We start from the raw sequence: 14,284 nt of genomic DNA on the forward strand, positions 1-14,284 counted from the left end.
CAGTCATCTCCTCTCGGCGCAGACTCGTGGCCTTCAGCCGCCATCACTGCACCGCACACCACACGGCGGAGGTCACGCCGTTCGCACTGGAGAGGTCGGCCGGAGGGGACCAGGAAACGACTCGATTTCTAGAAATCGGCTGGCCGGCCTCAACCCGGGCCGCCGACACTGCCCCCGCCCCGCAGAGCAGCATGGGAGCGAAGGTCTACCTTGTGGAGACCACGGCGTCCAACCGCTCCGACCCCTGTGAGGAAACGCGGAGCAGTACCTGGCTCCGGCCAGCGGTGGAGCGAGACCATCGAGCTCAACAAGGACCATCGCCAGGACGACGGGCGAAAGAGCACCGGGTGACAGCCGGGCCCGACCTCGTCACCACCGGTGCCTGCGTCGGTGATGACGGGGTCCTTCGAGCTGGGCCGGGGTGTCGGGTGCTCGCCTTCCCCAGGGAGGCGGCCCGGGCGGGCCAGGGGCTGCCCTCCGGGCCTCGGCAGTGGACGCGGCGGGTCAGGAGGTTGAATTGGATGACAACCGAGTACCCGCGCGGCGCCGGGCACGGCATGCTCCTGGTCCAGCTGCACGGCTCCGACGCCGGGCAGCCCTGGGCCCCGGTCGGCGCCCGCCGGATGCTCGGCCGGGCCGGGAAACGCGCCGGCCTGGGGCTGGTGAAACCCCATGCCTTCCGGCATTCGTTCACCTCCGCGGTCCTCGACGCCGCCGACGGCAACCTGCTGATCGCCCGGGACGCTGGCGGCTGGGCCTCGGCCGCCACGGTCGACGAGGTCTACGGACACGTCGACATCCACGACCCCGCCTTCGACGCCGCTCTGCGCACGGTCTGGGGTGAGGGCAAGTGACCGCCCCATCCCTGCTGCCGCGACAGGATCCCCGCACCGGCCGGGACCGGCTGGAGGTCCTCACCGCACTGATCGGCCTCCGACTGCCTCGGCCGCTACCGCGGGCTGCCCATGCTCTGGCACGACCAGACCAAGGTCGGCAACTACGATCAGGCCCTGAGGATCCCCGAACGAGTCCACCAGCTCCTGCAGGACCGCCAGCGCAAGACCCTCGCCCTGTTCGAGACCCGGAACAACCGGCCGCCCGCCGCCGAGGAGCGGGCCCAGATGGCGCTGTTCCCGACGAACCAGCGCAACCGCAACGGACGCACTCCGCTGTCCTACAACTGGTTCCACAAGGGCTTCAAGCCGTGGATCGACGAGCTCGACATCGGCCGGTGGGTCCCTCACCAGGCCCGCCACTCACTGGCCACCAGCCTGCTGCGGGCAGGGGCGACCCTGACCCACGTGCGCCGCTACCTCGGCCACGTCTCCGAGCGGATGGCCGAGCACTACATCCACCTGACCCAGTCCGACCTGGAGGACGTCCTCCAGCAGGTCTGGGTCGCCGGCCCCGGCACCGCCCAGCCCGGCGAGCTCCTCACCAAGACCGCCGCCCCGCTCACCCGCGAGCAGGCCCAAGTCCTCGCGATCGACATGTCCCGCCGCAGCACCCCCGCGGAGGGCGGGTTCTGCACCTTCCAGCCCGTCGTCGACGGCGGCGCCTGCCCCTGGAACCTGGACTGCCACAACTGCGACAAGTTCGTCCTGCCCGGCGCCGACCTCCTCTACTGGCGGCGCAAGCGCGAGCAGTGGCGGCTTCTGGCCGAAGGCGCCCCCGACGACGCCACCGCCGACTACCTTCACCGCTACTTCGAGCCCACCGCCCGCGCCATCGACGGCCTGGAGAAGGCCCTGGCCGGCCTCGGCCTCCTCGACGACGCCCTCGCCCTGGACCTGCGAAAGCCCCAGGACTACTTCCACCGCGTGTGGTCCACCGCCTTCCGCGCCGCAGACCTCGCGGAGGCCGGTCACGACGATGCCGACACCGAACTGGATGCTGCATGAGGACCATCCCCGAACCCCGCACCGCAGCCGCGCTGGCCTCCCGCCGCCGCAAGACCGACACCGCCCTCCAGCGGGTCCACGAAGCCATCCGTCGGTTGCGGAGAGAGAAGGCCCAGGTCAGCGTCGCAGCCGTCGCCCGTCATGCCGACGTCTCACGCACCTTCCTCTACGACAACGCCGAGGCCAGAGCCGCGGTCGCCACGGCCATGGCCGACGCCGGCGAACGCAGGACCCAGATCCTCGCCGACCAGGACACCGAACGCGAGGCAACCTGGCGCGAACGCGCCCTGAACGCCGAGAACGCCCTCAAGGCAGCCCACGGCGAGATCCTCGCCCAGCGAACCCGTGTCGGTGAACTCCTAGGCCAGATCCGGGATTTGCAGGCGGAGTGGACTGAGGAAGCCATCCAGCGGATCACCACCGAGAACACCACGCTCAAGCAACGGGTCCGCCAGCTCACCGCCGACAACCGCACTCTCGACGAGCGCCTCAAGGCCGCCCGCTCCAACCTCCGCTTCCAGGACCGCCGCGTCGCCGACCTCGAAGCCCAGATCGCAGGCCCAGGGGCGAACGCCACATAGACACCGACGGCGGCTACCAGGAATCGGTGGTCTCCACGAGCACGAACACCCCGCGCTGACCATCCTGGACAGCGACGCACACCTGCTGCCGGTCAAGCAGCCAGCCTTCGGCGCGGCAGCCGTTCCAACTGCCGTCCGTATCCGGGGCCAACTGCCAGCCTGTCTGCGTCAAGTGGTCTCGGAGCTGTCGGACCACCGCGTCATCAGGGAGTCCTGTCGTGCTCCGCACCTGGATGTCCCGCGAGCAGATCGTCTGCGAACCGGAGCCGCAGCCCTCGCGGTTTCCCGCGACAGCCAGCCCGGCGGGCAGGGGCAGTACCTCCGCACTGGAAGGAGTTGAGGCCAACGGCCCATTGACCACAAGTAGGAAGGCCATCAGCAGGATGTAGCCGAGGCCGATGACGCAGTAGAGAGCCGAGAGGATCAGGCCGAGGACACTCCGAACCCCGGACGATCTCAGCTTGCGCACCCCGACGCGACGCCCCTCGACAACGATGCCCGCGATGAGGACCGCCACGGTCGCCAATGCGAACACCAGCAGCAGCGTGACCTTCGCGCCGGCGAGGATCCACTCCTCTGCCAGCGCGATCTCGGCCATCACGCAGAGCCCGAGCACGGTCCCGATGATCCAGCCCACCCTGAACGTTCGGGCCGCCAACGCCCAGCAAACAAGGGGGAACACGAAGCTCAGGATGATCACGGCCGACAGTCTGTCTCAAAGACCGTCACAGCGAAAGACCCGAACGCCGCATGCCGGACGGACAGGCGGACCGAGAACCACTCCAACGAGCGACACCCAACAGCAGCAGCACTACGTCGCGGACATGTAGTCTACGAGTCGTCGCAGTTCAGAGCGGGTATCCCGGCTCCTGCGGTCGGTAAAGCCGGCAACGAGGAACGGCTTCACTCCGCCCTCGACTACGTTCCGCCGGCCGAGTACGAACGCGACTACTGGCGAAGTCAGGAAGCCATCTCGCAGGCCGCCTGAACACACAATCACGGACTCCATGAAACTCGGGGCAAGCTCACATCAGCTACGGCCGTGTCATGAGGCGCGACGAGGTCGAACAGGTCAGGAGAGCAGGCCGTTGTAGTCCGGCAGCTTGAAGGTCCGCTCGGCGTGGCCGCCGTCCAGGTCCGTCCAGTTGTTGCCGACGCTGGCGATGATCGTGTAGCCCTCGTTCTCGACCTTGATCCGCTCGTCCGTCTTGTACTGCTGCACCGACTTGAAGAGGTCGCACAGGTCACGTCCGTGCAGCTCGTCCACGGTGTAACCCGCCCTCTGCAGGCTGTAGCGGCTGACCGGCTCGATGACGTCGACCCGCGCGCTGACGAAGATGACCGCCACCCCGTGCGCGTGGGCGTACTGCGCCAACTGCACGACCGGCGGGATGCCCGGCATCGTGAGCGGGTGGAAGTGCGTCGCGAGGGTGGTGTTGTCGATGTCGAAGACGATCGCGGGTGCCCCGGCCGTCGGCTCGGCCGTGCGCTGCTCGAGGTAGGCGCGGGCCGGCGCGATCGCGGCGGTGACGTCGGCCAGCCACTGCTGCTCGGTCACCTCGGCGCCACTGCCCGCCGGCGCGACCGCTGGGGCGACGGGGGCAGCTACCGCGGGGGCGGTGAGACCCGCGGTGATCGCGGCCGTCAGGGCCGTGGTGGCAACGAGCTTTGTCGTGATGCTCATGTGAGGACTCCGCCTCTGCTGGAGGGATGGTCGGCGGTAAAACTACAACCTGTAGTTTTACTTGGAGCGAACGTACACTGGTGACCGGCGAGCGCCAATACCCGGGGGGTATCCACCAGTGGGCGAGAGGACGATCAGATGGGCAGGCCCTCACGGCCACTGCTGGACCGGGACGGAATCATGCGGGCCGCTCTCGCGCTGGTCGACGAGGAGGGGGCCGCCGCGCTCTCCACCACCCGTATCGCGGCCCGACTGGGCGTGAAGGGGCCCTCGCTCTACAACTACGTCTCCAGCCGCGACGAGATCATCGCCGGAATCAGCGACCTCATCGTCGCCGAGATGGATCTCGACCTGACCGTCCAGCCCTGGACCGCCGCCCTGGACGCCTGGGCCCGGTCCTACCGCGCCGCCCTCACCCGCCACCCGAACATGGTGCCGCTGCTCGCCTCCCGCCCGACCCGGTCCCTCGCCGCCCTGCAGGCCTACGCCCACGCCTTCACACTGCTCCGGCAGGCCGGCTGGCCGGAGGATCACGTCCTCCAGGTGGTCCAGTCCACCGAGTACCTCCTGATCGGCTCCGCACTGCACCTCGAACACCCGCACGGCACGGCGTGGACCGACGAGACACTGCCCCCCGGACTCGAGCCACTGCGGCACGCCCCGCCCGACTTCCGCGAGCAGGCCTTCGAAACGGGACTCGCCGCACTGATCCGCAGCTTCCGGGAGACCCTGAACGACCTTCAGGCCAGGGGTGACAGCTGACCGTCCCACCGCGACGCGGCACGGAGGCTTGACCATACGAGCGGGTCGGGGACCGGTGCGCAGGCCTGCCGTTGGTAGGTCTGGTCTGCGCACCGGGTCGCCCTGTGCCCGCCGGAGGGTCAGCGGCAGAGGGCCGCGTCCAGGGCGGCCGCCATGTGCTTCGCGCCGACCGCGTCCGGGATGGCGGTGACCGTGATGGCGGCGGCGCGGCCGTCCTCGGTGACCCCGTTGCGGGAGCGGTAGCCCGGGACGGTCCCGCCGTGGCCCCAGGCGAGGCCGCCGCAGGAGAGCGGCTTGCTCTCCAGGCCCAGCCCGTATCGGATCCCCGGACCCAGCTCGTCCGCGGGGACGGTGGTGCGCATCTCGGCGAGCTGCGCCGCGGGCAGGAGCCGGCCGCCGAGGAGCGCGGTGAAGAACGAGTTGAGGTCGGCGTTGGTGGAGACTATCGCCCCCGCCGCCCAGGCCATCGAGGGGTCCATCTCGGTGTAGTCGTGGAGCGAGCCGTCGGCCTCCCGGTTGTAACCCTCGGGGTGGGCCTCGTGGACGGTCATGTCCCCCGGGGCGGGGAAGTAGGTGTGGCGCAGGCCGATGCGGTCGATGACGCGCTTGGTGATCTCCTCGCCGACGGGCCGTTCGGTGACCTTCTGGGTGAGGAGTCCGGCGACGATGTAGTTGGTGTTGCTGTACTCCCAGCGCGTGCCCGGGGCGAAGCGGGCCCGCTGGGCGAGGGCGCCGTCGAGGAGTTCGCGGGGTTCGAAGTAGCGGTGCTGGATCGTGCTGGAGTCCGAGAGCGCCGGGGCGTCCGTGTAGTCGGGCAGGCCGCTGGTGTGCTGGAGCAGTTGGCGGACGGTGATGTTGCGGCCGTCGATGCCGTCGCCGCGCAGCAGGCCGGGGAGGTAGGTCTCGACGGGAGAGTCCAGGCCCACCTTTCCTTCGGCGACGAGCTGGAGGACGACCACGGCGGTGAAGGTCTTGGTGTTGCTGCCGACCCGCACCTGCCCGTCCACGGGGACCTTCGCCCCGGTGGCGAGATCCCCGACGCCGGCGGTGTAGCTGCGGGTGCGGCCGTCACGGCCCTTGACCGACGCCAGCGCGGCAGGCAGGCCGTCGTCCTTCACCAGCGCGTTCAGGCTCGACTGGACACTACCCGGCTTACCGCCGGCGAACGCCGCGGTCGGCGCCAGCGCCCCGACCGCCACGACCCCGGCAGCCACGGCGGCCACGGCCACCGCCAATCCGCGCCGGTCCCGGTGGCGCCGCTGGGACCGGTTGTGCTGTACGTGCTCGTTCACGGGGTAACTCCTCTGCTGGATGGTGGAATTGGCAGGTCGAGCGGGTTCCGCACGCAGGCGCGCGCGGAACCCGCTGGTGGTACCGGTACGGATGCTCAGGCCGGATCGGAAGGGATCAGCGGCACAGGGCGGAGTCCACCGTGGCGTCCACGCGCTTCCCGGCGGCGTCACCCGGGATCGCGGTCACCGCGATGTTGACGGCACGGCCGTCATCGGTGGCGCCCCCGGCGGTGTAGTAGCCCGGAATGGTCCCGCCGTGGCCCCAGTACATGCCACCGCACGACAGTGGCGAGCTCATCAGGCCCAGCCCGTAGCGGACGCCCGGCCCCACCTCGTCCGCAGGGACGGTGGTGCGCATCTGGGCGAGCTGGGCCGCCGGGAGAAGGCGACCGCCGAGCAGTGCCGTGTAGAAGCGGATGAGGTCGGTGTTGGTGGAGACGACGGCGCCCGCCGCCCAACCCCAGGACGGGTCCAGCTCGGTGTAGTCGCGGAACGAGCCGTCGGCCTCCCGGTTGTAGCCCTCGGGGTGGGCCTCGTGGACGGTCATGTCCCCCGGGGTGGGGAAGTAGGTGTGGCGCAGGCCGATGCGCTCGACGATGCGCCGGTTGACCTCCTCGCCGAGTGGGCGCCCGGTGACCTTCTGGATGATCAGGCCCGCCAGCAGGTAGTTGGTGTTGCTGTACTCCCAGCGCGTGCCCGGGGCGGAGTGAGCCTTCTGGGCGAGGGCCGCGTCGAGCAGTTCACGCGGTTCGTAGTACCGCTTCGGACTGGTGAGGATCGCGCCCTTGTCCACGTATTCGGGCAGGCCGCTGGTGTGCTGGAGCAGTTGGCGGACGGTGATGTTGCGGCCGTCGATGCCGTCGCCGCGCAGCAGGCCGGGGAGGTAGGTCTCGACGGGAGAGTCCAGGCCCACCTTTCCTTCGGCGACGAGCTGGAGGACGACCACGGCGGTGAAGGTCTTGGTGTTGCTGCCGATCCGCACCTGCCCGTCCACGGGGACCTTCGCCCTGGTGGCGAGATCCCCGACGCCGGCGGTGTAGCTGCGGGTGCGGCCGTCACGGCCCTTGACCGACGCCAGCGCGGCAGGCAGGCCGTCGTCCTTCACCAGCGCGTTCAGGCTCGACTGGACACTACCCGGCCTGCCGCCGGCGAACGCCGCGGTCGGCGCCAGCGCCCCGACCGCCACGACCCCGGCAGCCACGGCGGCCACGACCGCCGCCGCCCGGTGTCGGCTGCCCCGGCAGGAGAGCGGGAAACGGCTGTGCGGTGCGTGCTCGTACATGAAAGGGCCCCTCCGATGAATGGCGCCGGTGATTCCCGGCCTCGATCAAGAAGACCATTCGGAGGCAGGGGAGTTCGTCCGTGCCCAGGACGAAACCGCGCCTGGGAGCTGACTCCCGGAGTCGCCCCCGGCCAGGACCGTGCTCCTGGCCATCGGTGCCGCTCGGCCCGCTCGCACCAGCGAGCTGCCTTGGCCGACCTCTGTTGACAGGTGCTGCCTCATCCGTTGCTAAAGGCGGTGACTCCGTGCATCGTGCCGAGGAACACCCGCTCGCCCGACAGCACCGGTGAGGCGAAGTGCGGTACCGGTCCGACGGCAACCTGGTCGCGGACCCGGCCGTCGGCCGGGTCGAGCACGTACAACTGCCCGCGGCCGTAGTCGACCACCCAGACCGCTCCCCCGCCGACCACCGGCGATCCGGCGCCGTGGAGAGGCACCCGCCAGCCAGGACGGATGGCCCCGTCCACGGCCACCGAGAACTGGGCGATGCCGTCATCGCACGGGAGGTAGACCGTGTCACGGTCGACCGCCGCTGCACCGTATGCGGCGCAGGCCTTCGCCTGGGCCAACTGCCCGCCGATTCCCCCGAGACGGTCCGCGGCCAAGGTGTAGGCGATGCCGTGTTTGCCGGCGATGAAGACATGACGGCCTACCAGAGCCGGGGAGAGCGAGCCCAGGTCGAGGTCGTTCGCATTGTCGTCGGCCCAGTCGGCCGGAGCGAAGAAGTCCGCACGGTGCAGATCGCCGGAGAGCGCAAGCACCGAGTCCGACCCGTCGTAGTTGGCCGGCCCGTCGGTGGAGGCGCCGTTGCCCACCGCCACCAGCAGCCGGTCGCCGTCCACCACGGGACCGCCGGGGGCCCAGATGCCGCCCTCCCGCGAGGTCGGCACCGTGTACTCCAGAGTCGGGCCCGTCCCGGTGACCGGCACCGAGAGGACCGCGCCGACGTACTGCGAGCAGTCGCCGAACAGCCCGCCGTAGGTGATCTGCACGCGGCCGTTCCACAGCGCCAGCGCGCCCCGCTGCTGGTGCGCCAGCCGCTGCCCCTTGGGCGGCTCGACCTCCCTGCTGACCAGTGGCTCGCCCGTGGCCGCGTCGAGCCCGACAAGTTGGTGGCGCCCCTGGGACAGCTCGGCGACCGCGAGGAGGATCCCGGTCGACGGGTCGTAGACCGGCGTCCCCGTGATGCCCAGGGGATCGATGTTGCCGCACGGCAGGTCGGCGCCCCGGGCCGGCTCTCCGACATGACGGCTCCACAGCACCGTGCCGGTGGAGGCGTCGAGAGCATAGAGGGTGTTGTTCTCCGTGGCCGCGAGCACCCTGCTCCCGACCACCAGCGGCTGGCCGTAGACGGCGCCGTCCAGCGCCGCCGACCACAGGCGCTTCGGCCGCCCGGGTGGCGTCGCCGAGGGTGCGAAACCGCTGCGGGCGGCATCGTGCTGGTACGTGGTCCAGTCGCCGGCCTGCGGTACGACGGCCGCACGGGCTCCGGGCGACACCGCCGCGGCACTGGGCATCCCTTCGGCGAAGGTCGCCACCGCCCCGCGCCCCGACACGCACGCGGGCACGGCAGCGAGCAGAGTCAGCAGGGCGGCCGAGACCGCCCCGCGCCGCAGCCCTGTGCGCATCCCGGCGGCCCCTTCGCTCGTACTGACTCGCTGATCATCACCCGAGGCCCGAAGGTTCACCGCGTACAACACGCAGAGTCTCGGCAGACGTCAGGGCGCCTCACGGGTTCAGGTCCTGGTGGTTCCGTGCAGGTGCGGGACTGGGGCGTTGGCCTTCTGCGGCTGCCGTGCGGAGCCGTGGATCAGGGGGCGGACGAACGGAGGTGCCTTGGGCAGTTCGCCGTGCTCGACGGATTCGACCGCGAAGCCGGCCGCCTCGATCGAGTCGAGGGTCGGTCGGTTGCACTCGCAGCAGACCATCAGGCGGTTGAGCCAGTTGAAGCGGTCCTGGGTGCGGGCGAGCCGCGGGTCGCGGGAGCGTACGTGTTCGAGGAAGAGCAGTTGCCCGCCAGGACGCAGTACTCGGCCGATCTGGCGCAGGGCGCGCTGCTGGTCGGCGACGCCGCACAGGACCAGGGTGGAGACGACCGTGTCGAAGCTGTCGTCCTCGAAGGGGAGGTCCTCGGCCGGGGCGCGGAGCACGGTGGTCCGCGGTGCGCGCTCCCGGACGTGCCGTTCGAGTCGGCGGAGCATCGCGGCCTCGGGCTCGGTGACGGTCAGGGAGACCACGTCGGGGCCGTACAGCTCGAGGTTGGCGCCCGTCCCGGCACCGATCTCCAGGACGTCCCCGGTCGCCCGGGCGACCAGCCGGCGCCGCAGCTCGTGCAGCCCCGCCTCCTCGGCCCGGGCCATGGCACGGTCGTAGGTCAGGGCGAAGAACGCCGTGTGGATGCTCATGGCTGCCTCGATTCCTCGGCCCCGGGCTCATGCGCCCGGTACGCCTTCGACGCTACGGACCCGGGGGCGGGCACCGCATGGGGCGGTTGCCCCATCTTCGGCGGTGGCCTCAGGCGGTGGCCGCCTCGGTCTGCGGCAGCAGGCCGTGCTCCAGGGCGAAGAGGCAGGCGCCGGCCCGGCTGGAGGTGTCGATCTTGGCGTAGATGTGCTCGACGTGGTTGCGGGCCGTCTTCGGGGAGATGACCAGCCGGCTCGCGATCTCCTTGTTGGACAGGCCGCGGGCCAGCAGCCGCAGCACGTCGATCTCGCGGCCGGTCAGACCGGCGGGGCCGGCGGTCCGCCGGGGGACGCGATGGCCCGCTGCGGCGAGCACCGCCGTGACGGCCTCCGCGTCGAGCCGGCCGGCCACGGCCTCGGCGCGCAGCTCGGCGGCGGCCTGCGGTGCGGTCAGGGCGTCGCGGTGCGGCCGCGGCTCGATCATGGACCGGTAGGCGTCCGCCGTGCCGAGGATCCGGGCCCGCCGGGAGATGGCGGGCGCCGTGAGTCCGCGCGGGTAGCCGGAGCCGTCCAGCCGCTCCCGGTGTTGCACGGCGATCGCCCCGAGCGGAGCCAGCGTCGGCGACTGGCAGAGCATGCGCTCCGTCAGGTAGGGCTGCAGGCGCACCCGTTCCCGTTCGCCCGCGCCGAGCGGCCCGGGCTTGTCCCAGATCGCGTTCGACACACCCAGGCGTCCCAGGCCGTGGAGCAGGGCGGCCCGGCGCAGTTGGGTCCGCTGGTCCTCGGCCAGGCCGAGGCCGGCGGCGGCCGCGTCGACCAGCTCGGCCACGGCCCGCGCATGGCCCAGGGTGTAGGGCGACTTCAGGTCGACGAAGTCGGCGACCGCCAGCAGCGCCTGCTCGAACTGCTCCCCGCCCAGCCACACCCCCAGCGCCGGTTCGGCGGCGATCACGGCCTCCCAGGTGTGCACCGCGTCCAGCTCGCCGAGCACCGTGCCGGCGTCCCGGCACAGCACGGCCACCAGCCGGGGATCGAACTGGGAGCCGGCGCGCCGTTCGGCCAGCGCCGTGGCGGCCGCGGTGCCGCCCAGGCGGTGCGCGACCTCGATGAACTCGGCCAACTGCGCCAGACGCGACGCGATCGGTACGGCTTCGCCCTTGAGCTCCCCGGGCCAGCCGCGTCCGTCCCACTGCTCGTAGGAGGTGGCCACCGCGCGCCGGACGGAGTCCGGCAGTGCGAGCCGCCCGGCCAGTGAGGCGGCCACGGCGGCGTGGCCGCTGATCATCCGGTCCACCTCGTGGAAGCCGCCCAGGGCGAACTCCAGCCCGACCCGGAACCGGTGCAGCGGCGGGTTGCCCGACCCGATCAGCCGCACCGCCGCGACGGCACCGGCCAGGCTGCGCTGCTCGTACCGGTACTTGCCCGCCTTCAACGCGATGTCGTCGCCGAACCACTTCGCCTGCTCGTGGGCGTCCGAGTGGCAGCCCACGTTCACCAACAGTGCCGTGTAGTAGACGGCGACCCGGTCCTCGTCGTCCAGACCGATCCGCTCGGCCAGGCGCAGGGCGATCAGGCACTGTCGCAGCACGTGCTCCATCGGCTGGCCGAAGCCGAGGTCGACGCCCAACGACAGCGCGGCGACCAGCTCGGCCAGCCGCAACCGCGGACCGGCATCGCCACCGCTCACACCACGACCCTACGCCGCCGCCGAACCGGCCGCCGCCCACGCCGAGCGCTGGTCCGGCCACACCCCGGACATCGCGGAGCGCCTCCCGGTGAGCCCTGCCGGCGGCGATCGACGCCTTCGAGATGTCGGCAGTGCTGCGGGAGGCGCTCGGGGCCGGGCTGGACGACGGCAGGCTACTCCTCGGGCTCCCAGGCGATCAGCTGCTCGAACACCTGCGGGTCGCCCTCGGACTTCAGGTCGCTCAGCGTGAGGCGGCCCCAGACGAAGAGGAGCAGCTGCTCGGCCGTGCCCGTGGCCGAGGCGGAGGCGGGCGCGGCGGCGTCCGTGAGGGGCGCGGGCCAGGCGCCGGTGTCGTCCAGGGTGAGGAGCCAGGAGCGGCCCTCGGTGGCGTGGTAGTGGATGGTGGCGGCCTCGTGCGGCCAGGCCGCCGGGGTGGAGTTGCAGGTGTCGAGGAACTCGGCCACGCCGTCGACCGCGACGTCCGCGGGCATCGGCTGGACGGCGCCTGCGGCGAGCTGGGCGTCGTAGGTGTGCACCAGCACCTCGTGCACCCGGCGCCGGGCGACGCCCCAGGAATTCGCGGGCGACACGCCGTTGCTCCACCACGTCCAGCACTCGCGCTCCGGGCCGGCCTCGCGCAGCGCGCTCAGCAGCAGCTCGTTCGACTCGGCGTACCAGGCCAGCAGCGCCTCGAGCTCGCGCGGCGCCGCCACGGTCTCCTTGGCCGGCGGAGCCTCGGCCGGGCCCGCGGCGACGATCGCGGCCCACCAGCGCTGGCCCGTGCCCAGGTGCTGCACCAGGTCGAAGACCGTCCACCCGGGGCAGGACGGCACTGGCGCGTCAACGCCGGGCGCGGCGGCGACCGCGCTCCGGAATGCGGCCGACCGCTCGTCGACCAGCTGCAGCAGGGCGGAATACTCAAGACTGTCTGTCACATCGCCTGTCTATCAGCCCAGCTCAGCGGTCCGCACCCGATTTTCGACCGAGCGACCGAGCGACCGACCGGCCGTCAGTCGGTCAGCCGGTCGGTCGGTCAGCCGGTCTGTGACGGCCTAGTGGCGCGCGTGAACCGCGGCGCGTTCCGCGCAGGCCTCCTGCTGGAGGATGACGGAGATCTCGTCGACGTCGTCGTTGACGTCGAAGAAGCCCTGGATGTCCGGTGCGGCGGCGCCGTTGACGCCGACGAAGAAGGTGTAGAGGTGGCCGTCGTCCGCCTCCAGGTAGCCCGCGTAGGTCTGGGCGTTGATGGCGAGCTGCTGGTTGAGCAGGTCGAAGCCGATGATGGTGCCGGGCTTGGCGAAGACCTTGCCCTTGGCGGGGCAGTTGGTGGTGCAGAAGAGGGCGCCGGTGCCCGACACGCCGAGGATCGGCAGCGAGGTGCGGAAGGCGTCCGCGTCGGGGGTGCGCAGCCAGTACGCGAGCAGCTGGTTGAGCCCGGTGGGCGTGACGCGGTCGACCGGGACGTCACCGCGGCCGTCCGCCAGCTGGAACTGGGTCGGGTCGACGTTCGCCGTGTGGAGCAGGAAGTCGTGGATGACGGGGAAGCCGTCGAAGCAGCTCTTGCTGCCGTTGGCCGCGGCGATGTTGCACAGGGCCAGGTTGGCGCCGAGGTTGTGGCTGACGTTCAGGATCAGCTTGGCGTAGTCGCGGTAGGGCGGGGAGACGAAGGCGGCCACCTGGGGATCGCCGGCGTACGAGGCGGGCAGCGCGCCCTCCGGGTTGGGCCCGGTCGGCGGGGCGGTGACGGTGACCCCGGCACGGCCGAGGGCCTCGATCAGGGCGGTGCGCCCGAACGCGTTGGGATCCTGGACCTGGGAGACCTTCAGGGCCGGCTGGGAGTCGGCGGCGATCGTGCCGGAGAGCGTGATGTTGGTGCCGTCGGGCGAGGTGGAGACCTGGATGTCGGTGGTGCCGCCGGCCGCCACCGTCTGGACGGTCGAGGTGACCTGGTACGGCGCGATCTGCGGGCGCCAGCTCAGCTGGGCGGGCTGCCCCGGGGCGGTCGGCGTGCTCAACAGGTCGATGAGGTTGTCGTTGATGATGAGCGGCGTCGGCTGGGGGGTGATCATCGGCGGGGGCGTGAACAGCCGCGGGTCGATGACGACATCGCCGTCGACCGCGGTGATGCCCGAGTCACGGACCTGCTGGGCGATCTGGTCCAGGCCGGCCAGCGGGTCCTCCGGTGTGAGGGTGGCGCCCGGGAGGTCGTCGGCATAGGTGTGGTCGATGGGGGTGAAGTCGACCGAGCCGTCCGGCTTGGTCCGGCCGCCCATGGTGAGGTCGCCCTGGGCGACCAGCGCCAGGTTCCCGGTGAGGGTCGATCCGTTGAGCCGGCCGATCGCGTGCACCGGCGTGGTGAAGCGGTGGTCCGGGCCCAGGGCGTGCCAGGCACCGGAGATGGTGATCAGCTTGACGGTCGAGCCCGGCATGAACATCTGGTCCGCGTTCATGGAGTGGACGACCCGCCCGTTCTCGGGGTCGACCTCCAGCAGGCCCCACTGCGCGTGCTTGTACGCGGGCTTGTTCATGATCGCTGTGATGTCGGGCGAGAGGCTGCTGTCAGCACTCTGCTGCGGTGCGGCGGCGGCCGTACCGGCCACGACCACGAGCGTGGCGCCGATGGTGGCCCAGGCTCGAAGCCGACCACGGATTCCTGATCTCATTCACCCAGCCGTTTCTGCAGTCGGAGAAGG

The 14,284-nt window shown here is 71.2% G+C and carries 13 protein-coding genes; 4 read left to right on the forward strand and 9 right to left on the reverse strand.

What is annotated here, in order from left to right:
- Positions 1–521: 521 nt before the first annotated feature.
- The 3 genes from ABT095_RS29145 to ABT095_RS29155 all read left to right on the forward strand — a co-directional run bounded on the left by ABT095_RS29145 (position 522) and on the right by ABT095_RS29155 (position 2,482).
- Entirely contained in the window at positions 522–854 is a 333-nt protein-coding gene (locus tag ABT095_RS29145; RefSeq protein ID WP_350532527.1) for a site-specific integrase, read from the forward strand.
- Between the two features lie 111 nt (positions 855–965).
- Complete coding sequence (locus tag ABT095_RS29150; protein WP_350532528.1) at positions 966–1,901, forward strand: tyrosine-type recombinase/integrase; 936 nt, start codon at positions 966–968, stop codon at positions 1,899–1,901.
- Positions 1,898–2,482: a DUF6262 family protein gene (locus ABT095_RS29155; protein WP_350532529.1), complete on the forward strand. Its 585-nt coding sequence runs from the start codon at positions 1,898–1,900 to the stop codon at positions 2,480–2,482. Before ABT095_RS29150 ends, ABT095_RS29155 begins: the two co-directional genes overlap by 4 nt.
- Before the next feature lie 13 nt (positions 2,483–2,495).
- Here the strand turns inward: ABT095_RS29155 and ABT095_RS29160 are convergent, their stop codons facing one another.
- Both ABT095_RS29160 and ABT095_RS29165 read right to left on the reverse strand, forming a co-directional pair.
- On the reverse strand, positions 2,496–3,182 hold the full coding sequence (locus ABT095_RS29160; RefSeq protein ID WP_350532530.1) for a hypothetical protein: 687 nt from the start codon (positions 3,180–3,182) through the stop codon (positions 2,496–2,498).
- 372 nt (positions 3,183–3,554) lie between these two features.
- On the reverse strand, positions 3,555–4,166 hold the full coding sequence (locus tag ABT095_RS29165; RefSeq protein ID WP_350532531.1) for an HAD family acid phosphatase: 612 nt from the start codon (positions 4,164–4,166) through the stop codon (positions 3,555–3,557).
- A gap of 138 nt (positions 4,167–4,304) precedes the next feature.
- On the opposite strand from ABT095_RS29165, the gene ABT095_RS29170 reads away from it, so the two are divergent.
- Entirely contained in the window at positions 4,305–4,928 is a 624-nt protein-coding gene (locus tag ABT095_RS29170) for a TetR/AcrR family transcriptional regulator C-terminal domain-containing protein (protein ID WP_350532532.1), read from the forward strand.
- A 119-nt stretch (positions 4,929–5,047) separates the two neighbouring features.
- On the opposite strand, the gene ABT095_RS29175 is transcribed toward ABT095_RS29170, so the two are convergent.
- The 7 genes from ABT095_RS29175 to dacB form a co-directional block, all read right to left on the reverse strand.
- Positions 5,048–6,220 (reverse strand): serine hydrolase domain-containing protein, encoded by a 1,173-nt coding sequence (locus ABT095_RS29175; protein WP_502885045.1) that lies wholly within the window; start codon positions 6,218–6,220, stop codon positions 5,048–5,050.
- Between the two features lie 115 nt (positions 6,221–6,335).
- Entirely contained in the window at positions 6,336–7,502 is a 1,167-nt protein-coding gene (locus ABT095_RS29180; RefSeq protein ID WP_350532533.1) for a serine hydrolase domain-containing protein, read from the reverse strand.
- A gap of 218 nt (positions 7,503–7,720) precedes the next feature.
- Positions 7,721–9,130 carry an outer membrane protein assembly factor BamB family protein gene (locus ABT095_RS29185; RefSeq protein ID WP_350532534.1) on the reverse strand — a complete coding sequence of 470 codons (1,410 nt, stop codon included), beginning with the start codon at positions 9,128–9,130 and terminating at the stop codon, positions 7,721–7,723.
- Between the two features lie 108 nt (positions 9,131–9,238).
- Entirely contained in the window at positions 9,239–9,907 is a 669-nt protein-coding gene (locus ABT095_RS29190; RefSeq protein ID WP_350532535.1) for a class I SAM-dependent methyltransferase, read from the reverse strand.
- Between the two features lie 109 nt (positions 9,908–10,016).
- Positions 10,017–11,591, reverse strand: a complete 1,575-nt coding sequence (locus ABT095_RS29195; RefSeq protein ID WP_350532536.1) for an HD domain-containing phosphohydrolase — start codon at positions 11,589–11,591, stop codon at positions 10,017–10,019.
- Positions 11,592–11,764: 173 nt separating this feature from the next.
- Positions 11,765–12,526, reverse strand: a complete 762-nt coding sequence (locus ABT095_RS29200; RefSeq protein WP_350532537.1) for a maleylpyruvate isomerase family mycothiol-dependent enzyme — start codon at positions 12,524–12,526, stop codon at positions 11,765–11,767.
- Between the two features lie 117 nt (positions 12,527–12,643).
- Positions 12,644–14,191: a D-alanyl-D-alanine carboxypeptidase/D-alanyl-D-alanine endopeptidase gene (dacB, locus tag ABT095_RS29205; protein WP_350532538.1), complete on the reverse strand. Its 1,548-nt coding sequence runs from the start codon at positions 14,189–14,191 to the stop codon at positions 12,644–12,646.
- Between the last annotated feature and the right edge of the window lie 93 nt (positions 14,192–14,284).

The organism is Kitasatospora sp. NPDC002227, assembly GCF_040296285.1.
Taxonomy (GTDB): Bacteria; Actinomycetota; Actinomycetes; order Streptomycetales; family Streptomycetaceae; genus Kitasatospora.

Bases quoted from the DNA above. Each gene is read 5' to 3' on its own strand.
- ABT095_RS29145 (WP_350532527.1), top strand. From the start codon at position 522: ATGACAACCGAGTACCCGCGCGGCGCCGGGCACGGCATGCTCCTGGTC.
- ABT095_RS29150 (WP_350532528.1), top strand. From the start codon at position 966: ATGCTCTGGCACGACCAGACCAAGGTCGGCAACTACGATCAGGCCCTG.
- ABT095_RS29155 (WP_350532529.1), top strand. From the start codon at position 1,898: ATGAGGACCATCCCCGAACCCCGCACCGCAGCCGCGCTGGCCTCCCGC.
- ABT095_RS29165 (WP_350532531.1), bottom strand. From the start codon at position 4,166: ATGAGCATCACGACAAAGCTCGTTGCCACCACGGCCCTGACGGCCGCG.
- ABT095_RS29170 (WP_350532532.1), top strand. From the start codon at position 4,305: ATGGGCAGGCCCTCACGGCCACTGCTGGACCGGGACGGAATCATGCGG.
- ABT095_RS29180 (WP_350532533.1), bottom strand. From the start codon at position 7,502: ATGTACGAGCACGCACCGCACAGCCGTTTCCCGCTCTCCTGCCGGGGC.
- ABT095_RS29185 (WP_350532534.1), bottom strand. From the start codon at position 9,130: ATGCGCACAGGGCTGCGGCGCGGGGCGGTCTCGGCCGCCCTGCTGACT.
- ABT095_RS29190 (WP_350532535.1), bottom strand. From the start codon at position 9,907: ATGAGCATCCACACGGCGTTCTTCGCCCTGACCTACGACCGTGCCATG.